Origin of the sequence: Staphylococcus sp. T93, from assembly GCF_016743875.1 — a bacterium.
GTDB lineage: Bacteria > Bacillota > Bacilli > Staphylococcales > Staphylococcaceae > Staphylococcus > Staphylococcus aureus.
On sequence record NZ_CP068247.1, the window covers coordinates 1,521,202 to 1,543,950 of the forward strand.

22 protein-coding genes and 1 riboswitch are annotated in these 22,749 nt (G+C 32.9%); of the genes, 6 read left to right on the top strand and 16 right to left on the bottom strand.

The genetic code is table 11. From position 1 onward, the window contains the following. Positions 1–8: 8 nt before the first annotated feature. Together kdpA and kdpF are read right to left on the bottom strand one after the other, a co-directional pair. On the bottom strand, positions 9–1,685 hold the full coding sequence (gene kdpA, locus JG553_RS07500; protein WP_000402656.1) for a potassium-transporting ATPase subunit KdpA: 1,677 nt from the start codon (positions 1,683–1,685) through the stop codon (positions 9–11). Between the two features lie 23 nt (positions 1,686–1,708). Continuing rightward, positions 1,709–1,819: a K(+)-transporting ATPase subunit F gene (gene kdpF, locus JG553_RS07505; RefSeq protein ID WP_001789641.1), complete on the bottom strand. Its 111-nt coding sequence runs from the start codon at positions 1,817–1,819 to the stop codon at positions 1,709–1,711. A gap of 137 nt (positions 1,820–1,956) precedes the next feature. Here kdpF and JG553_RS07510 point away from each other — a divergent pair, with 137 nt between their 5' ends. Next, the gene (locus tag JG553_RS07510; RefSeq protein ID WP_000072278.1) at positions 1,957–4,614 is read left to right on the top strand and encodes a sensor histidine kinase; all 2,658 of its coding nucleotides are present in this window, start codon (positions 1,957–1,959) and stop codon (positions 4,612–4,614) included. After that, on the top strand, positions 4,614–5,309 hold the full coding sequence (locus JG553_RS07515; protein ID WP_001190841.1) for a response regulator transcription factor: 696 nt from the start codon (positions 4,614–4,616) through the stop codon (positions 5,307–5,309). The genes JG553_RS07510 and JG553_RS07515 overlap by 1 nt, the downstream gene beginning before the upstream one ends. Before the next feature lie 368 nt (positions 5,310–5,677). Here the strand turns inward: JG553_RS07515 and cshA are convergent, their stop codons facing one another. The 3 genes from cshA to JG553_RS07530 form a co-directional block, all read right to left on the bottom strand. Then, on the bottom strand, positions 5,678–7,198 hold the full coding sequence (cshA, locus tag JG553_RS07520) for a degradosome RNA helicase CshA (RefSeq protein ID WP_001178942.1): 1,521 nt from the start codon (positions 7,196–7,198) through the stop codon (positions 5,678–5,680). 516 nt (positions 7,199–7,714) lie between these two features. Beyond that, positions 7,715–9,073: a UDP-N-acetylmuramoyl-tripeptide--D-alanyl-D-alanine ligase gene (locus tag JG553_RS07525; RefSeq protein WP_000611465.1), complete on the bottom strand. Its 1,359-nt coding sequence runs from the start codon at positions 9,071–9,073 to the stop codon at positions 7,715–7,717. A 14-nt stretch (positions 9,074–9,087) separates the two neighbouring features. Continuing rightward, positions 9,088–10,158: a D-alanine--D-alanine ligase gene (locus JG553_RS07530; RefSeq protein ID WP_000159631.1), complete on the bottom strand. Its 1,071-nt coding sequence runs from the start codon at positions 10,156–10,158 to the stop codon at positions 9,088–9,090. A 317-nt stretch (positions 10,159–10,475) separates the two neighbouring features. Here JG553_RS07530 and JG553_RS07535 point away from each other — a divergent pair, with 317 nt between their 5' ends. After that, positions 10,476–11,678: an FtsW/RodA/SpoVE family cell cycle protein gene (locus JG553_RS07535; RefSeq protein ID WP_001109939.1), complete on the top strand. Its 1,203-nt coding sequence runs from the start codon at positions 10,476–10,478 to the stop codon at positions 11,676–11,678. 263 nt (positions 11,679–11,941) lie between these two features. Here the strand turns inward: JG553_RS07535 and JG553_RS07540 are convergent, their stop codons facing one another. From JG553_RS07540 to csoR, 3 genes are all read right to left on the bottom strand, one after another. Further along, on the bottom strand, positions 11,942–12,079 hold the full coding sequence (locus JG553_RS07540; protein WP_000828354.1) for an Lmo0850 family protein: 138 nt from the start codon (positions 12,077–12,079) through the stop codon (positions 11,942–11,944). 127 nt (positions 12,080–12,206) lie between these two features. Next, on the bottom strand, positions 12,207–12,416 hold the full coding sequence (gene csoZ, locus JG553_RS07545; RefSeq protein ID WP_000581792.1) for a putative copper chaperone CsoZ: 210 nt from the start codon (positions 12,414–12,416) through the stop codon (positions 12,207–12,209). Between the two features lie 11 nt (positions 12,417–12,427). Beyond that, positions 12,428–12,721, bottom strand: a complete 294-nt coding sequence (gene csoR, locus JG553_RS07550; protein ID WP_000138932.1) for a copper-sensing transcriptional repressor CsoR — start codon at positions 12,719–12,721, stop codon at positions 12,428–12,430. A gap of 165 nt (positions 12,722–12,886) precedes the next feature. Here csoR and cls point away from each other — a divergent pair, with 165 nt between their 5' ends. Both cls and JG553_RS07560 read left to right on the top strand, forming a co-directional pair. Next, positions 12,887–14,371, top strand: a complete 1,485-nt coding sequence (gene cls, locus JG553_RS07555; RefSeq protein WP_000571549.1) for a cardiolipin synthase — start codon at positions 12,887–12,889, stop codon at positions 14,369–14,371. A gap of 27 nt (positions 14,372–14,398) precedes the next feature. Then, a complete protein-coding gene (locus JG553_RS07560) occupies positions 14,399–15,046 on the top strand; it encodes an HD domain-containing protein (protein WP_001187629.1) in 648 nt (215 codons plus the stop codon). Between the two features lie 812 nt (positions 15,047–15,858). Here JG553_RS07560 and yidC read toward each other — a convergent pair. From yidC to JG553_RS07595, 7 genes are all read right to left on the bottom strand, one after another. Beyond that, on the bottom strand, positions 15,859–16,731 hold the full coding sequence (gene yidC / locus JG553_RS07565; RefSeq protein WP_000725802.1) for a membrane protein insertase YidC: 873 nt from the start codon (positions 16,729–16,731) through the stop codon (positions 15,859–15,861). An 85-nt stretch (positions 16,732–16,816) separates the two neighbouring features. Beyond that, complete coding sequence (gene thiE / locus JG553_RS07570; RefSeq protein WP_000483153.1) at positions 16,817–17,458, bottom strand: thiamine phosphate synthase; 642 nt, start codon at positions 17,456–17,458, stop codon at positions 16,817–16,819. Between the two features lies 1 nt (position 17,459). Further along, on the bottom strand, positions 17,460–18,251 hold the full coding sequence (gene thiM, locus JG553_RS07575; RefSeq protein ID WP_001108479.1) for a hydroxyethylthiazole kinase: 792 nt from the start codon (positions 18,249–18,251) through the stop codon (positions 17,460–17,462). Then, entirely contained in the window at positions 18,235–19,065 is an 831-nt protein-coding gene (thiD, locus tag JG553_RS07580; protein WP_000594959.1) for a bifunctional hydroxymethylpyrimidine kinase/phosphomethylpyrimidine kinase, read from the bottom strand. The genes thiM and thiD overlap by 17 nt, the downstream gene beginning before the upstream one ends. Further along, the gene (tenA, locus tag JG553_RS07585) at positions 19,058–19,747 is read right to left on the bottom strand and encodes a thiaminase II (protein WP_000396076.1); all 690 of its coding nucleotides are present in this window, start codon (positions 19,745–19,747) and stop codon (positions 19,058–19,060) included. Before tenA ends, thiD begins: the two co-directional genes overlap by 8 nt. A gap of 79 nt (positions 19,748–19,826) precedes the next feature. Next, positions 19,827–19,929, bottom strand: a riboswitch (TPP riboswitch). Between the two features lie 203 nt (positions 19,930–20,132). Next, the gene (sceD, locus tag JG553_RS07590; protein ID WP_000752008.1) at positions 20,133–20,828 is read right to left on the bottom strand and encodes a lytic transglycosylase SceD; all 696 of its coding nucleotides are present in this window, start codon (positions 20,826–20,828) and stop codon (positions 20,133–20,135) included. Between the two features lie 388 nt (positions 20,829–21,216). Further along, complete coding sequence (locus JG553_RS07595; RefSeq protein ID WP_000932694.1) at positions 21,217–21,612, bottom strand: single-stranded DNA-binding protein; 396 nt, start codon at positions 21,610–21,612, stop codon at positions 21,217–21,219. A gap of 193 nt (positions 21,613–21,805) precedes the next feature. Here JG553_RS07595 and JG553_RS07600 point away from each other — a divergent pair, with 193 nt between their 5' ends. After that, on the top strand, positions 21,806–22,246 hold the full coding sequence (locus JG553_RS07600; protein WP_000846746.1) for a YwpF-like family protein: 441 nt from the start codon (positions 21,806–21,808) through the stop codon (positions 22,244–22,246). Between the two features lie 58 nt (positions 22,247–22,304). Here JG553_RS07600 and fabZ read toward each other — a convergent pair whose 3' ends face one another. Beyond that, positions 22,305–22,745 (bottom strand): 3-hydroxyacyl-ACP dehydratase FabZ, encoded by a 441-nt coding sequence (fabZ, locus tag JG553_RS07605; protein WP_000447678.1) that lies wholly within the window; start codon positions 22,743–22,745, stop codon positions 22,305–22,307. Positions 22,746–22,749: the final 4 nt, after the last annotated feature.

Here is a 22,749-nt window from a genome sequence, read left to right on the forward strand (position 1 = left end):
CCTTTACTTTATTTTAAAGTTAAAAATTCACCAATAGGACCAAGTAATAGTACTGGAATAAATGTCAAACCACTTAGTAAAACGATAAATACGATTAGTGATACGCCAAAATAAGGTTTATCAATCGCTATTGTATATTTATCTTGATGGTATGATTTTTTATTCACTAAACTTGATGCAATCATTAATTGCAAAATAATTGGTATATAACGAGAAAGCAACATAATGATTCCTGTAGAGATATTCCAGAATGTTGTATCATCTTTCAGTCCTTCAAACCCTGATCCATTGTTCGCAGCAGCTGATGTCATTTCATACATAACTTGTGAAATACCATGAAAAGACGGATTCGTTATACTTTCACTTGCTCCAGGAATCATAAAAGCAAGTGCTGAAAATACTAAAATTAAAATTGGGTGTATGAGAAAGACTAAGACAATACATTTCATTTCACGGGCGCCAATTGGCATATTTAAATATTCTGGTGTTTTACCAACCATCAAACTGCATATAAACACCGTCAGTAAGACAAATATCAATAAATTCATGAGTCCTACGCCTTCGCCACCAAATACAACATTTAGCATCATTAATACCATTGGTCCTAATCCACCTATAGGCGTTAAGCTATCATGCATGTTATTAACAGAACCCGTTGTAAATGCCGTCGTAATAACTGTAAATAGTGCTGACAAACCTGCTCCAAACCGTACCTCTTTACCTTCCATATTCGGTCCATAAATGCCTAAATTCGCTAGTATTGGATTACCACGATACTCACTCCACATAGTTAATGTAAGAATTGCTATAAAAATGAAAAACATTGCGACAAATAATATCAACGCATGACGATGTACTCGTTTACCATGTCTACTTAACATGCGACCAAATAAGAACAACATTGACATAGGAAGTAACATCATACTGCCCATTTCTATAAAATTGCTCCAAATATTTGGATTTTCAAAAGGTGTTGCAGAATTTCCTGCTAAAAATCCTCCACCATTCGTACCAAGATGTTTTATTGATTCAAGTGATGCAATAGGTCCAAATGCAATATGTTGAATATGTCCGCTTAAAGTCCGAATCATTAAATTAGCATGCAACGTTTGTGGTACACCTTGAGTCATCAATAAAATACTAATTAAACATGATAATGGTAAAAGTACTCGGACAATAAACCGAACAATATCTTGATAAAAATTACCAATGATATTAGTTAATCCAGTTAAACGTCTCAACATCGCTATACAAACGGCGTAACCTGATGCACTAGATGTAAACATTAAATATGTCATTACAATCATTTGCGTTAAATATGTCACATCTGATTCACCGTTATAGTGTTGTAAATTACTATTTGTTAAAAAAGATATTGCTGTATTAAACGCTAAATCTATCGATTGGTTTAAATTATGATTTGGATTTAAAAAAAGCCATTGCTGAACTATTAGCAATACAAATGTTATAAACCCCATAAATCCATTAAATGCCAGAAAATGTTTGACATATGTTTTAGCTGACATGTGTTCTAAATCTGTGCCGATAATTTTAAAACACATATTTTCAAATCTAGTAAATATTAAATCTACTCTTGACGATTGCACCAATGCTACGCGATATAGATATCCACTAAAAACATACGTAATCATAACCATCATTGTTAGAAACAAAATTATTTCCATGATAACCCTCACTTAATATATTTCTAAAATTTTTCACTACGAATTAAGGCATAAAATAAATACAAAACTAATGCAATAACTACCAGTAATAAAACGATGAGCATTGCCATAACCTCCTTACAACACAACAACATCGTAACAACTTGTTTATGAGAGAAATATTAATTTTCAAACTTAGTTATTAAGAAATCATTAAGATGTGTATGCAGAAATAAATTTTATAGCATTTAATTGTGAAGAATATTATGATATTGCTATCGAGGTGAAGGTTATGTCAAACACTGAATCGCTAAACATAGGAAAAAAGCGTGGATCTTTAACAATTTACATCGGTTACAGTCCAGGTGTTGGTAAAACATTTGAGATGCTTTCAAATGCCATTGAACTATTTCAAAGTAACGTTGATATTAAAATAGGATATATTGAACCGCATCAGCGTGATGAAACAAATGCATTAGCTGAACAATTACCTAAAATCACAACCAATTTTACTAAACATGGTAGTCATCATTTTCAATATTTAGATGTCGACCGCATAATCGAAGAATCGCCGACAATAGTACTTATCGATGAGTTAGCACATACGAATATTTCTAGAGATCGTCATGAGAAACGATATATGGATATTGAAGAAATTTTAAATCATGGTATCGATGTTCATACCACTTTGAACATTCAACATATTGAAAGTTTAAGTAGTCAAATTGAACTGATGACCGGTGTACATGTTAAAGAACGTGTACCCGACTATTTCATAATGAGCGCCGATGTATTAGAAGTCGTAGATATCTCACCTGAACAATTAATTAAACGCTTAAAAGCTGGCAAGGTATATAAAAAGGATAGGCTAGATGTAGCATTTAGTAATTTCTTTACGTATGCCCACCTAAGCGAACTGCGTACATTGACGTTAAGAACAGTTGCCGACTTGATGAGTGATAAAGAAAAAGTCCGACACAACCATAAAACGTCACTCAAACCTCATATTGCTGTGGCAATTAGTGGGAGCATTTATAATGAAGCAGTAATTAAAGAGGCATTCCATATTGCTCAAAAAGAACATGCGAAGTTCACTGCTATTTATATAGATGTATTCGAAAAAAACAGGCAATATAAAGATAGTCAAAAGCAAGTGCATCAACATCTCATGCTTGCAAAATCATTAGGAGCAAAAGTAAAAGTAGTTTATAGCCAAACCGTTGCATTAGGATTAGACGAATGGTGTAAAAATCAAGATGTAACCAAATTAATTATCGGACAACATATTAGAAATAAGTGGCGAGACTTTTTCAATACACCTTTAATTGACCATTTAATGTCCTTTGAACATAGCTATAAAATCGAAATCGTTCCAATCAAACAAATACCTGTTGAATTGAAAATGAACAAATCACCCTATCGTCCTAAAGGCAAACGTTTCGCCATAGATATGTTAAAAATGATTTTGATTCAAATAATTTGTGTAATGATGGGACTGTGGATTTATCAACTTGATAAGCATGAGTCTAGTACGATTATTTTAATGATTTTTCTCATCGGCATCATTTTATTATCCATTTGGACGCGGTCCTTCATCATTGGCTTTTTAGCAGCAATTATTAACGTATTTGTTTTTAATTATTTTTTTACGGAACCTAGATATACATTTGAAGTATATCGCTTTGACTATCCTATTACATTTATCGTTAGCATTTTAACAAGTATTTTAACGAGTGCTTTATTAAAACAAATTAAATTCCAATACTCCATTACTAAAAAGCAACTTTATCGTACAGATTTATTATTTCAATTTAATGATTCGATTAAACAAACTTATACAGTTGAAAACTTACTAATAAATGCTGGATACCAAATTAATCAATTATTGCAACAATCAATTACTATATACGTTATCAATCAATCGAAAGTAATTAAAACAATACCATTGCAAAACCATATCGATAATACGACTCAACAGCATGAACAAGCATTAAGCTGGGTAATTAAAAATGAAAGACAAGCTGGTGCAACAACAGATACATTTCCAGGCATTAATAAATGGTTGATACCAATTGGCACATCTCCGATTAAAGGCATTCTAGCCATTGATTACCAAAGTTCTCAAGTGATTAATCCATATGATGCATCAATATTAGAATCAATGTTAAATGAACTTTCTCTCGCCGTTGAAAATGTGACGTTACTTAAACAAACGAGAGAATCCATGTTACAGGCTGAACGTCAACTGACACATTCAAATTTTTTAAGATCAATTTCGCATGACATACGTACACCGTTAACAACAATTATGGGAAATTTAGATATTTTAGTATCACATAGTAAAGATATGTCTATCATAGAAAAGGAACAATTACTTGTACATAGTTTTCAAGAAAGTCAGTATTTATATCTATTAGTGACAAATATTTTATCATTAACAAAATTACAGTCATCAAATGTTCAGATAAAATTGCAACCTTATCTCGTTAGTGAATTAGTAGAAGAAATCGATATGATTTTAGAACGTCGCCATTTAAAAAAGCGTATAACTGTATCATCCTCAGTAAATTTACAGTTTATACACATTGACAGTAAGTTGATTTTACAAGCTTTATTCAATTTGATTGAAAATGCAGTTAAACACACTTCTACTGACACCAAAATCAATTTATCTATTCGTTATGCTAGCTATGAACAAATCGAATTTGCCGTTATAGACGAAGGACCTGGAATTAGTTTAGAAGAACAACAAAAGATATTCGAGCCTTTTTACACAGGATCAAATAAATATTTTAAAGATAACCAAAAAGAAAGCATGGGACTAGGCTTATATTTAGTACAGACTATCCTACACAAACATCAATCAAACTTACAATATAAACCGAACCAACCACACGGCAGTATATTCTATTTCAATATATATACAGACTTTAACGAAGGAGACGTATAATGCAATCTAAAATATTGATAATTGAAGATGATCACGCAATCACACATTTACTTGATGTTGCATTAACTTTAGATTATTACAATGTAACTACAGCCGACAATGCCACACAAGCACACTTTAAAATTCAAATTGATAAACCAGATGTCATTTTATTAGATTTAGGTTTACCAGATAAAGATGGATTATGTTTGATTTCAGAAATCAGGCAACATACTGACATTCCTATCATTGTAATAAGTGCAAGACAAGAAGAACAAACAATTATTCAAGCTTTAGATAACGGTGCGAATGACTATATGACTAAACCTTTTAATGTTGATGAGCTTCGGGCACGAATACGAGTCATCGAGAGAATCGCTAAGTCACATCAAGAAACTAACATTGTATTTACTAACGGTTTGCTAAGCATCGACTTTGGCTCCAAATCTGTTGTTATTAATAATCAGGAGGTACATTTGACGCCAAATGAATTTAGCTTGTTAGAACTATTGTCAAATCATAAAGGAAAAGTACTCACTTATGAGATGATATTAAAACGAATATATGGCTATGTTAATAAGACTGAAATGCCTAGTTTAAGAGTGCATATGACATCATTAAGACAAAAACTTTCACAATGTCATGAGGACGCAAAAGATATTATTAAAACACATCCACGCATTGGTTATCAAATGTTGCAGTGGAAAGAGAAATAATTAAATAAAAAAGATCGCTGCCATTAAACGAATGATTGGCAGTGATCTTTTTTATATTCAACTTATTATTTATCGCGCACTAGCGTCAGCAAAAAGCCCTATTGTTTTTTATAAGAACATGATACTGAAATTTCATAAAGTTTATTTATGTTCGATTATTCTTAATTTAAAAATAGTTCTTTAAATTATATACTCACCACATTTGGTGGAGAACCATATTTACACAGAATGATATAACCGCATACAGATCTCAATCCAATTAAATATTTAACCTTTAAAACGTTAGTACTTTGATATCTACAGAGAATCAATTATTGAAAACAAAAAAGAGCTCAAGACATTACATCTTTAAGCTCTTAATCTATAAATTATTTTTGATGGTCAGCAAATGTGCGACCTTTCATAGGTCTGCTTCCACCGCTGCTCTTCTCTTTACGGTCGAATTTTTTTGTACTTTTCTTCTTACTTGAGTATCCTTTTGAACGTTTACTCTTACTGTCAAATTTAGGATTACCACGCTTACTATTTCTGTTACGAGAACCACTTGGTTTACCGTTACGGCCTTTGCGAGATAATGGTTTTTCAAAAGTTAATTGAACTTCAACTTCATCGTTTGCTTCTACTAACTCTTGTAAAAGTGCAGCAACTAAATCAACATCGTTATATTCATTTAACAACTCTGTAGAAATGCGTTTCAAGCGTGATTCTGACTCTTTAGACATCCAGTTTTCAACTTTTTCTTTGATGTCATCTTCACGTGCTTGAAGTACTTCTTTACGATGTGGTGGACGAAGTGCACTCATTTTTCTACCGTTTGCATCTTCAATTTGTCTGATATAATCCATTTCGATTGGATTAACAAACGTTACAGCGATACCTTCTTTACCAGCACGACCCGTACGACCAATACGGTGTGTATAGCTTTCAGTATCTTGAGGTATATCAAAGTTATAAACATGACTCACACCAGAAATATCTAGTCCTCTTGCTGCTACATCAGTAGCGACTAAAATATTAATTTGGTCATTTTTAAATTTCTTTAATACTTCTAAACGTTTCGCTTGTGTAATATCACCATGTAAACCTTCAGCTTTATATCCTTTAGAAATCAAAGCACTTGTTAATTCATCAACACGACGTTTTGTACGTCCGAATACGATTGCTAATTCAGGTTGATGAACATCTAGGAAATTTGTAAATGTATCAAATTTCTCTAATTCTTTAACAATTGTATAGAATTCTTCGATTTGTGGATCAGACATTTCATTATTCATTGTCTTAATGATTTTTGGTGATTTCATAAATTGTTGTACTAAAGCTTGGATTGCTTTAGGCATTGTAGCTGAGAACAACATTGTTTGACGTTGTACTGCTGGAATTTTATCCATAATAAATCTCATATCATCGATGAATCCCATATTCATCATTTCATCAGCTTCATCTAAAATCAAAGTATGAATTCCGTCCGTTTTTAATGTGCGACGATTTAAATGGTCGATAACACGCCCAGGTGTTCCGACTACGATTTGTGGGCCTTTTTTCAAGGCTTTAATTTGGCGTTCGATAGGCATACCACCGAATACAGTAACAACTTGGACACCTTGTCCACGGCTAAATTCTCTTAATTGTTCAGCTACCTGCATTGCCAATTCTCTTGTAGGTGCTAAAATCAACGATTGAACCCCTTGTTTCCCTACTACTTTCTCAATTAAAGGAATACCGAATGCTCCTGTTTTACCTGTACCGGTTTGAGCTTGCCCAAGGATATCAATTCCTTGTAACGCATAAGGGATACTGTCTTTTTGGATAGGTGTCGGCTCTTTAAATCCCATTGATTCAAGTGACTGAACCGTATTATCCGAAATCCCTAGTTCTTTAAAATTTTGCAAAATAATTCTCCTTTTTACCTGTTTATTTCTCAATATACTTTTGCATATAAGTTCATTAATATTTCATCAACTTCTATATAGTACCACCAAAAAAATTTAATCGCAATAAAGCAATTTGCGAATATTTATTAGAATCACATTAATTGATTGTCATATTTTTGTCAAAAAGCTAGCATTAGATAAGATGTAAGCGTTACGCATCATTCGAATAATCATTATAAAAAATTTTTTATAAAATACGTATATCGTTAACATTCCACAACAAATTTTACTGAAACACATGTGAAATTAGACATTATAATACTACATCTTTTTGTAAAACATTATATAAACATTCAAACTACTTCCTATATAAAGTGTGTACATAGAATTAACCTTGATTTAGTTTCAAATTTATAGATTTAACATAAAAAGAAAAAGGCAATTTTGTATTTACACACAAAACCACCTCTTCTTTGTAATCTTTTAGTATTAATTCAAATCATTTTTATAAGTAAAAGGTCCCTCGACTAATCTCTATGAAATTAAAGCATTTACCACTTCTTCTAATTTCATACCACGTGATCCTTTAACTAATACACGGTCATGCGCTTTTAAATCGTTTATTAAAACTTCTATCATATCGTCTTTAGAATTGAAGTGTTGTGCTTTTTCGACATGTTGCTGGCCCGAATCATAAATATACTTCGCTTCATTACCAAACGTATACAACACATCTATATGCTTTTCTTCTAAATAATTACCTACACCGATATGCATTTCTTTGCTATTTTCACCTAATTCTAAAACATCTCCTAAAATTAGAATGCGACGCCCTGTCAAAGTACTCAGTGTATCAATAGCTGCTCTCATACTTGTAGGACTTGCATTATAGGCATCATTTATCACAGTAATATCATTTTCTAATGTATGTTGTTCCATACGCATACCAGTTAAGCTGACATTTTTTAAATTTTGATAGATTGTGTTATATGTCAAACCTAATTCATGACCAACCGCAATGGCAATCGTCGCATTTTTCATATTATGCTTTCCTAATATTGGCAGATCGTAATGTTCTTTATTATTAATCGTAAATGAAATACCTGTAGTATCTCTATCATCAACAGAACAAACTAATGCATTATCAGTAGCAACACCAATACTAATACATTTTGCATTTTCAACTTCTTTAACATGTGGTTTCAATAATGGTTCATCGCCATCATATATAAACGTACCATTATCTTTTAGACCTATTGTAATTTCAGATTTAGCTTTAGCAATCCCCTCGCGCGAACCTAAATCTTGCATATGTGACTCACCAATATTAGTTATAACTGCAATATCTGGTTGAGCGAGGTTTGACAGAAATTCAATTTCATGGAAACCTGACATCCCCATCTCCAATATTGATATTTCAGTATCATTATCTAATTCCAAAATAGTTAAAGGTAAACCAATTTCATTATTGTAATTACCTTGCGTTTTCTTAACTTTAAATTCGGTATGCAATACACTTTCAATCATATCTTTAGTCGTTGTTTTACCATTAGACCCTGTGACGGCAATTACTTTAGGGTTTACATGTCTCAAGTAAGCTTGTGCCAATTGTTGTAATGCCGTTAATGTGTCTTCAACCCATATAATAGGCCCGCTTACATTTTCATCTATAGGTGTCCCTCTTTGATAAAAAGCAGCCCCAGCACCATCTTGTAATGCTTTAGAGACAAAGCGATGACCGTCAACATTTTCACCTTTAAATGGTATAAATAACATATTTTTAGAAATTGCTCGTGAATCAATTGTGACTCCATTTATCTCTTGATTTAAAAATTGATCTTCAATTTCACAAGGAATCCATGATTGAATTTGCTTTAATGTAACATTAATCATAATAACAACCTCAGTTAGTCAATTTTGTATTTATTTTTCTGTTTATCCTGGTGACGTTCTTTAGCAAGCTCGATAAGTTTTGTAATCAATTCTGGATAAGATAAGCCCATATTTTCCCATAACTTTGGATACATACTGAAAGCCGTAAATCCAGGCATTGCATTTGTTTCATTAATATATATTTGGTTGTCTTCTGTTACAAAGAAATCAGCACGGACTAAACCAGAACAATCTGTCGCTTTGAATGCCTCTAATGCCATATTTCTAAGCGTTAATTGAACATCTTCGTCTAAGTCAGCTGGAATTTGTAATTGAACCTTACCATCTTTATATTTTGATTTGTAATCGTAAAACGCGACATCTTTTACGACTTCACCTGGCCATGTCGCTTCAGGATAGTCATTTCCTAAAACTGCTACTTCAATTTCACGTGCGTTAACGCCTTGTTCTATAACAAGCTTACGGTCAAATTGGAATGCTTCTTTAATACCTTCTTTAAGTTCCGCTTCATTATTACATTTACTGATACCTACACTTGACCCTAAGTTAGCAGGTTTAACAAAGACTGGGTAATTTAATTTATCATTTACTAATTTTAAAATGTTATGTTCATATTTTTCATATTCAGAACGTAAGAAACTAATATAAGGTAACTGTGGTAACCCTCGATGTTCAAATAATTGTTTCATTACAAGTTTGTCCATAGAACTTGCAGCTGACAATACACCATTTCCTACATATGGTACATCCAAAACTTCAAAAAGCCCTTGAATCGTGCCATCTTCACCATTAGGACCATGTAATAATGGGAATACTGCATCGTATGGTTGTCCTGAACTACTTTCTTTCAATAGCTGTGAAATCTCAAGCGCCTCTCCATTTTCTAAATGAAGCTCATCAGTAGATTTAATTTCAGCTGTAATATTATTTTGCTTTCTCCAATCACCATCATTGGTAATATAAATGATATCAACATGATATTTGTCTTTATCTATTGCATTTAATACATTTTGTGCTGTCAGAATCGATACTTCGTGTTCTGCACTTTTCCCTCCAAAAACGATACAAATATTTTCTTTTGTCATTTCGTTTTCCTCCAATGATATATCAGGGTTTGCTACCTTAATATAAATTAATATTGATTTAGTCCTATTGTTAATTGATTTATTCGCATCTTTGAATCTTAATAGTATCACATTTTAATGCTATTTTGCATTTTAAAAACGAGGACTTATGTGTCTGTATCTATGTTGATTCATTTATAATCAGAACAATATTCCCTTCTATTTTATTCCTAATTCAAATTGAAATCTATAGCTGATATCACTGTGATATTCTAGCTAATTTTTAAAAAGTCATGTAAAATTGATATAAACATTAGTGAGTATAAAAGGAGTTTGCAATGAATTATTCATCTCGTCAACAGCCGGATAAGCATTGGCTTCGCAAAGTAGACTGGGTATTAGTAGCCACTATAGCTGTTTTAGCAATTTTCAGTGTTCTGCTTATTAACTCGGCAATGGGCGGTGGTCAATACAGTGCTAATTTCGGTATCAGACAAATTTTTTATTACATTTTAGGTGCAATTTTTGCAGGTATCATCATGTTTATTTCACCTAAAAAGATTAAACATTATACATATTTATTGTATTTCTTAATCTGTCTATTATTAATAGGCTTGCTCGTTATTCCTGAGTCACCTATTACACCTATTATCAATGGTGCCAAAAGTTGGTACACGTTTGGCCCTATCAGTATTCAGCCATCTGAATTCATGAAAATTATTTTAATTTTAGCATTAGCGCGTGTCGTTTCTAGACATAATCAATTCACATTCAATAAATCATTCCAAAGTGATTTGTTATTATTTTTCAAAATTATTGGTGTCTCGTTAGTACCAAGTATTTTAATATTACTGCAAAATGACCTAGGAACTACATTAGTATTAGCTGCTATTATTGCAGGTGTGATGTTAGTAAGTGGTATAACATGGCGTATCTTAGCACCTATCTTTATTACAGGTATTGTTGGTGCAATGACAGTCATTTTAGGTATTCTATATGCACCCGCATTAATTGAAAATTTATTAGGTGTCCAACTGTATCAAATGGGACGAATCAATTCATGGCTTGACCCCTATACATATAGTAGTGGTGATGGCTATCATTTAACTGAATCACTTAAAGCTATCGGTTCTGGACAGTTACTAGGTAAAGGATACAATCACGGTGAAGTTTATATACCTGAAAATCATACTGACTTTATCTTTTCAGTGATTGGAGAGGAACTTGGCTTTATCGGTTCTGTCATATTGATCTTAATATTTTTATTTTTAATCTTCCATCTAATAAGATTAGCTGCGAAAATTGAAGATCAATTTAACAAAATCTTTATCGTTGGTTTCGTCACTTTACTTGTGTTCCATATTTTACAAAATATTGGTATGACAATTCAGTTGTTACCAATCACTGGTATTCCATTACCATTTATTAGTTATGGTGGTAGTGCGCTATGGAGTATGATGACTGGAATAGGTATAGTCTTATCAATTTATTATCATGAACCAAAACGATATGTCGATTTATACCATCCAAAAAGTAATTAATTTAAACTATTTTGAGTTTCAAATATCATAACTTTTCAAGATGACGTTATATAGTCTATTTACGTCGTCGATTTAAAATGTCATATATAGATATTACTCGATAATAACAATCCCTCTTTGAAGTACACATTGTAAAATGTACACTCTAAAGAGGGATTTTGTTATATAGTACTTGCTTTCATTTTAGTAAATCCAGTCAAAAAAGCTATCATCGAATAGTCCGACGATAGCTTTAACGGTGTGTGATTCACAATCACAGTCAATTATTTTAATTCGTGACTTACTTTATTAGATGCTGGCAAAGTATTAATAATGTCTAAACGAGATTTAGTTTTTTTAATATTCACACCTAATGATGACAATAGTTTGACTACATTTTGAATCTTTTCAGGACGTTTCATTATTATCACCTCGTTTGGATCGCTTTCAATATTATCTTACCCTATTCGACATACCTTTACTACATCATTTACAAAATTTTTAATTTATTTTCAAAATTAAAATCTATAGCGCACTCTACATTATACCCTAAAATACAATTTTGTATCCTTCATCATAGATTTCTTTTTCAATACTATTCAAATTTGCTGGTGTCTCATACGATACAGTTACTTGACCATCTATTATATTAATATTCACTTGATGAACACCTATCATATTTGAAATGCGTTCTGTCAATTGACTTACTTGTTCTTCTGTTTCAATTCCCGCTGTGTAAATCGTATTTTGATGTATCATCTTAAACTCCTTTAGTCTTTAATCAATTTTTGAAAAGTCACTAATAACTCTTCCATTGCCTCTTCCTGAGCACCTTGATTAACTTTATTCATAATACAACTTTTCATATGTTGTTCTAATAACTTTATCGCAACACTGTTTAACGCCGAACGTGTCGCTCTTATTTGCGTAAGGACATCATCACAATAGACATCTTCTTCAATCATGCGATTAATCGCTCTCACTTGTCCTTCAATTCGATTTAAACGTGATTTAAGATTCGTTTTTATTTGTTCAGAATGATGTGCATTATCTTGTTCAGTCATAGCATTCACTCCTTCATTTACATTCCTTACTATACTATATCCCATAAAACACAACGTCAACACAAAGTGTGTTTTTCAAACTAAATTGTCATGATATTTAAATTGCTTCATGATACAATTAATAAGATATACTACTCGTTTAAGATTTTCGATGGGAGGTTTCAAATGATAGAGTTATTATCCATTGCACTCAAGCATTCTAATATTATTTTAAATTCAATATTTATTGGTGCATTTATTTTAAACTTATTATTCGCCTTTACCATTATTTTCATGGAAAGACGTTCTGCCAATTCTATCTGGGCTTGGTTACTAGTCTTAGTTTTCTTGCCTTTATTCGGCTTCATTTTATACTTACTATTAGGACGACAAATTCAACGTGACCAAATTTTCAAAATTGATAAGGAAGATAAAAAAGGATTAGAGTTAATCGTTGATGAGCAATTAGCTGCTTTAAAAAATGAAAACTTTTCAAATTCCAATTATCAAATTGTAAAATTTAAAGAAATGATTCAAATGTTGTTATATAATAACGCAGCATTTTTAACAACAGACAACGATTTAAAAATATACACAGACGGCCAAGAAAAATTTGATGACCTAATACAAGACATCCGTAATGCTACTGATTATATTCATTTTCAGTACTATATTATTCAAAATGATGAATTAGGTCGTACCATTTTAAATGAACTTGGTAAAAAAGCGGAACAAGGTGTAGAAGTTAAAATTCTTTATGATGACATGGGTTCTCGTGGACTGCGTAAAAAAGGCTTACGCCCGTTTCGCAATAAAGGTGGACATGCTGAAGCATTTTTCCCATCAAAATTACCTTTAATTAACTTGCGTATGAACAATCGAAACCATCGAAAAATTGTTGTAATAGATGGGCAAATTGGATATGTTGGTGGTTTTAATGTTGGTGATGAGTACTTAGGTAAATCAAAAAAATTCGGCTATTGGCGAGATACGCATTTACGAATTGTCGGGGATGCAGTGAATGCATTGCAATTACGATTTATTCTAGATTGGAATTCACAAGCCACACGTGACCACATCTCCTATGATGATCGTTATTTCCCAGATGTAAATTCTGGTGGAACAATTGGCGTTCAAATAGCTTCTAGTGGTCCTGACGAAGAATGGGAACAGATTAAATACGGCTATTTGAAAATGATTTCATCTGCTAAAAAATCGATTTATATTCAATCTCCCTATTTCATACCTGATCAAGCCTTTTTAGATTCTATTAAAATTGCGGCATTAGGTGGTGTTGATGTCAATATCATGATTCCTAATAAACCTGACCATCCGTTTGTTTTTTGGGCTACTTTAAAAAATGCAGCATCCTTATTAGATGCCGGTGTTAAAGTATTTCACTACGACAATGGCTTTTTACACTCAAAAACACTTGTTATAGATGATGAAATTGCAAGTGTGGGAACAGCTAATATGGACCATCGCAGTTTCACATTGAATTTCGAAGTCAACGCTTTTATTTATGACCAACAAATTGCCAAAAAATTAAAACAAGCTTTTATAGATGATTTAGCAGTATCTTCTGAATTAACAAAAGCACGTTATGCTAAGCGAAGTCTTTGGATTAAATTTAAAGAAGGTATTTCACAATTATTGTCACCTATCTTATAAAATAGAAATATGAGGAGTGTAACTTTAATGCAACAATCAGACGTCATTAGTGCTGCCAAAAAATATATGGAATCTATTCATCAAAATGATTATACAGGCCATGATATTGCGCATGTATATCGTGTCACTGCTTTAGCTAAATCAATCGCTGAAAATGAAGGTGTTAATGATACTTTAGTCATTGAACTCGCATGTTTGCTTCATGATACCGTTGACGAAAAAGTTGTAGATGCTAACAAACAATATGTTGAATTGAAGTCATTTTTATCTTCTTTATCACTATCAACCGAAGATCAAGAGCACATTTTATTTATTATTAATAATATGAGCTATCGCAATGGCAAAAATGATCATGTCACTTTATCTTTAGAAGGTCAAATTGTCAGGGATGCAGATCGTCTTGATGCTATAGGCGCTATAGGTGTTGCACGAACATTTCAATTTGCAGGACACTTTGGTGAACCTATGTGGACAGAACATATGTCACTAGATAAGATTAATGATGATTTAGTTGAACAGTTGCCACCATCTGCAATTAAACATTTCTTTGAAAAATTACTTAAGTTAGAATCTTTAATGCATACAGATACGGCGAAGATGATTGCTAAAGAACGTCACGACTTTATGATGATGTACTTGAAACAGTTTTTTACGGAATGGAATTGTCACGACTAGACATTGAAGTTGTAGTATGATGATGCGATGTAATGGCGTGTTGTTGTGGAAGCTTGGTGTCATGCCATGTTACTTTGATGTGTTGTTGTGGGAGCTTGGTGACATGTCATGCTACTTTGATGTGCTGGTACCACGATGCGTCTTGATGTAGTGCTATGATGTGGCATTGCGGTGTTATGGTGTTATAGACAGGTTTGGCGTTGATGCCATGTTACTTTGATGTGCTGGTACCACGATGCGACTTGATGTAGTGCTATGATGTGGCATTGCGGTGTTATGGTGTTATAGACCGGTTTGATGTTGATGCCATGTTACTTTGATGTGCTGGTGCTACGATGCGACTTGATGTAGTGCTATGATGTGGCGTTGCGCTGTTATGGTGTTATAGCCAGGTTTGGTGTTGATGTCATGCCGTTACGATTCTATGATATGTTGTTGGGACGTTGCAATGTGTATTATGCCGTTGTGACGTTATTATTTCACACTGTTACATGTATAAGTGAATTGCTGTGGAAATTTGCGACATATACTGCTACACTGATGAATCATTGTGTCAAGATGACATTGCGATGAAGAATGACAACTCTGTTATTAACCACTTTTTACATACTGAAAACTCGTTAATATTATTTCAAATAAAAACAGCAGTAGGATGACTTTCACATTTGAAATCATCTTACTGCTGTTTCTATTTATCACATATTGTATAATGTGACACTAAGTTTCGCTATTGAAGCGAAAAATAATGTGCGCCCTATAAAGTTAAAATTATCTTCAACTTTTAGGGTGCACATTATTTGGACTTGCTAAGGTTATTTCTTTTTCTTTTTAGACACAACTTGTGTGTTTTTGCCTTTTTTATTGCTGCCGCCGTTGTGCTCTCTTTCATACGCTTCAATGAAAGGTTGTACTTCTTTTTTAGCGACTTTTTCATAATAAATGTTCGCAAAGTGTGTTTGAACTACAAGGAACGCCGCACTGACTGACCAGTACAAACCAAGTGCTGATGCTGAGCTTAATGAAATCCAGATAATCATAATTGGTGAAATGACCATCATCATGTAACCCATTTGACGTTGTTCGTCTGGCATCGTTTTACTTGATACATATGCTTGGATAAAGTATAAAACACCGGCAATAATTGTAATCCAAATATCAGGACGTCCTAAATCGAACCATAAGAAGTGTGGATATTTAAACAAACCATCTACAAGTTGGTCTTTAAGTACAAAGTATAATCCCATGATGATTGGTAATTGGATTAGCATTGGTAAACAACCCAACATACTCTTAATCGGGTTCATGTCATACTTTTTATATACTTGCATTAATTCTTGGTTTGCAGCCATTTTTTCTTCTTGTGTACGCGCACGTTTCACTTTTTCTTGAATTTTTTCAACTTCTGGCTTTGCAACTTTCATTTTTTGACGCATCATATGACTATTTTTATAGTTTGACAACATGAATGGTAATAAAATAATACGAATTACCAATACAAGGATAATAATAGCTAAACCATAATTGTCGTTTAATAAGTTATTTCCCAACCAATCCAATACATTTTTCATTGGATCTACGAATGTATTGTAGAAAAACCCACTACGTTTTTCAGGTTTAGAATAGTCACAACCAGCCAAAAAGACCATAATACCTAAAAATAATGGTAGTAACGCTTTTTTCTTCATTTTTCCACCTCTATCATTATATTCACATAGGATTTATTCTATCACATTAATGAGTACGTATGAAACAATAAGTGGAAAAATTTAACTAATTATTAAAAAAATCTTTGAATCGATTAACAGTCTTTTCAATATTTTCACTTTTAGAAATGGCTGAAATGACTGAAATTCCATTGGCACCTGCTTCTACAATCGGCGCCACATTATTAGTATTGATACCGCCAATAGCTACAATCGGTAGTTGCGGATTCATTTCTTTAAACGTTGCAATCATTTCTGGACCTACTGGTATATGCGCGTCATGCTTCGACGGCGTAGGATAGATTGGTCCAACACCTATATAATCAACATGAGTTAAATCAGATTTTGCATACTCATCTAAATCACTAATACTAAGTCCAATAATTTTATCAGTGAAATATTGTGCTATCTCTTTGACTTTCGCATCATCTTGACCGACATGTATACCATCCGCGTTAATTTCTTTTGCCAAGGATACATCATCATTAACGATAAAAGGCACATCATATTGATGACAGAGATGCTGTAATTCTTTAGCTAATACAAGTTTATCGTTTCCTTTTAAAGCTGATTCACCCTTTTCTCGAAATTGGAAAAGTGTAATCCCTGCCTTTAATGCTGCTTCTAATACTTCATGAATAGTTCGATGACTCGGAACATCGGAGGTCCCACAAATAAAATACACATTTAGATACGATTGGTTAAACATATTATTCCACCTCTTGAATACGAATCCGTTGTTGATAGGTTGTTTCATTTAAATGATATAACGTATCAAGCAACAATGGTGAAAACGTACCAGGACCACCACAATTTTCATTTTCAGCAGCTACCTCAGCAGCAATATTAAATACGCTTACCGCTTCAATTAACGCTTCTATGTCTGGTTCTGTTTCTCTAAATAAAAATCCAGCAATAACGCCTCCTAATAAACAACCAGCTCCAGTTACTCGTGCTAATAATGGAGATCCATTAGCTAATACGAAGGCTTTATTATCTTGAACAATAACGTCCTCTTTACCTGTGATTACTATTGCAGTTTTATATGTTGCGTAAGCCTTTTTCGCTATTGCAACCGCATCAAGATTAGCATCACTATCTGTACCTTTCATAGTTGCTGTATCATCAATCAACGCTAATATTTCAGATGCATTGCCTTTAATTACTGATACTTTCGCTGATTTCAATAATAATTTACAAAATTGCTTTCGATATGTAGAAGCACCAACAGCTACAGGGTCAAATACAATAGGTAAGCCTGCCTCATTTGCCGTTTGAGCAATCGCAATAATATCTTGTTCATTTTCTGCTGTTAAAGTACCGATATTGATTAATAGCGCTTGTGCAACTTTGTAAAATTCTTCAGCTTCTTCGGGAGCTTCACTCATTGCAGGGCTAGCACCAATACTTAATAAACCATTCGCTGTAAAATTTTTAACTACATCGTTTGTATAACAAATTGTTAATGGGTTTTCAATACGTATTTTATTTAGATAATTCATCGTCTAATCCCTCTTTCTTTAAATATGCAAAATGATTCACTGGACCTCTACCACGGCCGATTTCAGGCGTATATTGTATACTCATTGAAATAAACTTTTTAGCCTTGTGTACAGCCTCAAATAATGGTCTACCTTTTGCAAGTTCTGCCGTTATAACTGCTGAAAATGTACACCCTGTTCCATGCGTATGTTTTGTTTTAAATCGTTCATTTTCAAATGTTTGAACACCTTCGTTAGTAAATAAATAATCTTTTGCTATATCAGTATCATTTGAATGACCGCCTTTAATGATGACACCTTTACTACCAATCTCATTAATAAAGATGCGGCCAGCCTGCATAATTTTTTCTTCACTATCAATGGTTAGTCCCGTTATTTCTTCAGCTTCTGGTAAATTCGGTGTTACTACGTCAGCTAATGGCAATAACGTATGCTGCAAGTTTTGCTTTGTGTCATTATCCATTAATGAATCACCGCTTTTCGCCAACATAACAGGATCAATTACATATGGAATAGATTCATGTTGCATTAAATAATGACGAATCGTTTCCATAGTATCTGCTGTAGCAATCATCCCCGTTTTAATAGCATGAGGTAAGGTATCATTGAAGACACTATCAAGTTGTTCATCTACCCATTGATGATTTAAATTATGAATATGTTGTACGCCCAATGTATTTTGAGCAACAATACTTGTAACGACGCCCATACCATATACACCACATGAATGAAATGATTTTAAATCAGCCATTACGCCGGCACCACCTGTTGGATCAGTACCTGCAATGGTTAATGCTATTTTAGGTTTAATCATTTACTTTTCCTCCAAATTCCCATTGTTCTAGTGTCATAGCCATATTGAAAAATCGACGCTCATGTATGCAACTTTCTAAAAATACTTGCTTTACTTGTTCCAATTCCTTGTCAGACATTGATTCGGCTAATTTATTCATTATTGCCTCAAATACGTTAATTATGTCATCCATTTCAGTACTATAAAAATCAAACCATTTTGCCGTATCTTTTTCTCTATTAAGCTTATGATCACTTTGAGAGCGCTTAGCTAATTCTGCATAAATATATGGACAAGGTGCCATTGCAGCAATTGTATAAATAGCATTTTCACGACTATGCGCTTGGAAATACATATGTTTTATGTAATGGTCGCCACTTGGAGGCCAAACTTTTGTTTTAATGATTTCTTCGTATGATTCACCAACAATTTGCGCTAAAATATCATGCGCAAGTACTTCACCTTCAACCATAAATTCTATTTGCTCTACTAAAAATTTTACGTCATTCATGCTATTCATTTTTGGAATTAACAAAGCATATAAGTTTGTAAATTCTTTTAAATACGCAGCATCAGCTTTTAAGTAATGGCGTAATGCGTCAGCTCCTATATCTCCGGATAACATCTTCTGAATAAAGTCATCCTCATAAATATCATTAATGATTGGCTTTGCAGCTTGGTACAATTTTTGTGAAAATTCCATTGTAAAAAATCCTCCCTAAATAAAAAAACTACTTCCAACATGAAAGTAGTTTGATGGCAATGTTGCTATACTAGCCCCATCACTTCAATAACTACTTTCCTACGTTGGTACTAACCAAATCAGGTCATAAGGGTCTGAACAATTCATCTCAGCCATATCATTAGGCTCCCCTAGTAGTTCCTTAGTATTCAATTGCAAATTAATCTTAGCAAACGGTTTCAACATTTTCAATTATTGTTGCTCAGTTGTATTATTATCTTTAAATAATAATTCTATAATGACATATATTTGCGAAATAAAAAAACCGGAACATATCGAGAATTCCCCGATATATTCCAATCTAAAAGTTACTTATATAACTATTAATTAGCTATGCATAAATGGCTTATGCAGTAACCCAATGTCCAGCGCCACCAGTGTTATATAATTTTACTGCTGCGGCATCTTGAACACTTTCAGGAGCATTTGCTGGTGATACACCTTTATATTTAGCAGGTGCTACTGAATCCCAAGTTGATTGTAAGAATTGATACTTACCAGCTGCACCTGATGTTGGATTTACAGCATGAATATTGCCACCTGATTCACGTTGAGCAATTTGTTTTAGATGAGCATTCACATTTACTGATGAACCTTCTGATGATTTTGATTCAGTTGGTGTTGCAGTAACTTGTGAATTGTTTGATGTTGATGCTTGTGGTTGTTGAGTTTGAGCATTTTGTGGTGCTTCAACTTCTTGTGATTGTACTTGATTAGCTTGAACAGCTGATGGTGCAACATTATTAGTTGCAGGTGCTTGTGCACTCATGTCTGCTCCATTAGTACCTGTTGCATGGTAATTCCAAGCAAAGTGTGTACCATCTGATTCAAAGTGATAAGTAAACCCTTCATAGTCAAATGTATAATTATAAGCCCCAGCTTCAATTGGTTTTTGATTTAATGTTTGATCATTTGATTGCGCCATTTGCGCTAAAGATGCTTTATTTAAGTCCGCTTCACTTGCATGGGCTTCGTGACCTGCATTTCCTGCTACGATTCCTAAACCTACTGCTAATGATGATGCGAGTAATGTTTTCTTCATAATCTTAAAATCCTCCTACAAGTAATTTGTTTCTCTAAAAGTTTTACAGAGACTACTGTAACATCTATAAAATCCGTGCAGGTTACAACAAAATAAAAAAATAGCCTTGTTTTTTACACAGTGATTACAACGAAATCCCCCATAATTTCAGATATGATTCTATCGAGAATTGTCATGACAGTAAAAATGTTTTTTATTTGCAATTTTTTATGTAATCGTTTTGCAATCTATGTCTATTTTCTATTAGAAAAACTACACAAAAAGACGACCTACACAACAGTACTAGTCATGTAAGTCGTTTTTAAGTGAGTATATTTCAAGTTAATTAGATCTATAAAAAATTTAGGATGGATTAAATGTATATTAAGGATGTTTAGGATAATTGGATTTAAATTTCTAATAAGTCATGATTATCTATATTTTGAGAGTCAATATCTAAAATACTATCTGAGAGAATTTCATTATTTTGGGATTTAGGGGACATAAATTTTATTGTTTCAACATATAATTCAGTGACAAAGTGTGTTTGTCCGTCTTTATCATACTTTCTTGATCTCATTTGACCAGTTATACCAACCAATGTACCTTGATTAGTATATTTTTCTATATTAGAAGCTAACTTGCCAAATGCTTTACAGAATAAGTAATCACAGACGATTTCTCCATTTTCATCTTTATAATTTCGGTGCGTTGCAACACAAAACGTTGCAATTTTTCTATCCTCCTTTTCAAATATTTGTGCGTCTTTCGTCAGTCTCCCGACAATTACGATTTTATTTAGCATGTAGTGTGTGATTCACCTCCTATGCCTATATCTTAATTACTAGCTTAAAAATGGTCAAAATGGCAAATTTTATATAATTAATAGCTATAGCATCTCGTTATTTGTTATATTTAAAGAAATTAGTCATGAAATGACCTTAAATCTTCTAAATAATTCAAAAATCATAAATATTAAACTAATGGGATGTGGGAATATGAAAACTTTTAAAGCAGTAAGGTTTCAAATTGTGAATGAACACGGCAGAATTATAGAATATGAATTAGAAGATGGCGTAATAATTAATAAAGAGGAAAGTGGCACGGGTTGGTTGCTTGAAATTGTCATTTCTAATGAGCATTATGAAACATTTAAGGAATATCAAGACAATGAACAGTTATTGGATATTCGTGTCGTCATCACGCGTCCAGCCAATGATCCAGCTTTATTTGAATCTACTGTGAAAAGTATTAAAAATTTTAAAACAACAATGTCTATCGTATTTGAATGTCATATTTACACTTTACGTCAACAGTATGCTGAAAGTTTATTAGAACAACTTATTGATGATGGATTATCTGGTGAAGAATTAAAAAAATCATTTAATCGAATGATGCAGTCTAAACCAAAGTTAAAGGATGAAAAATTAGAAGAGTAAAATAAAAAACATTCAAAGATTATGCCAACACATTAAATCTTTGAATGTTTTTTTTGTTTTATTTTACATCTTGAATTGCAAATGTAAGTTCACAACTACAAGCAAGTTGACCATCGACAGTAGCTTTAGCATTACCTTTACCTATTGGTCCTTTAATTTTAGTGATTTCTACTTCCAACGTTAAAGTATCACCAGGTACTACTTGACGTTTAAAACGACATTTATCAATACCAGCAAATAAAGCGATTTTACCTTTATTTTCTTCACTATTTAAAATAGCTACCGCACCTGTTTGAGCTAACGCTTCAGTAATTAATACGCCTGGCATTACCGCATACTCAGGAAAATGCCCTTGAAAGAATGGTTCGTTTCCTGATACTTGTTTAATAGCCACACAACGTTGACCTTCTTCATATTCAACTACTTTATCAATTAATAAAAATGGCTGTCTGTGAGGTATAATTTGTTTAATTTGGTTATAATCAAAAATTGTTTCCATGGTT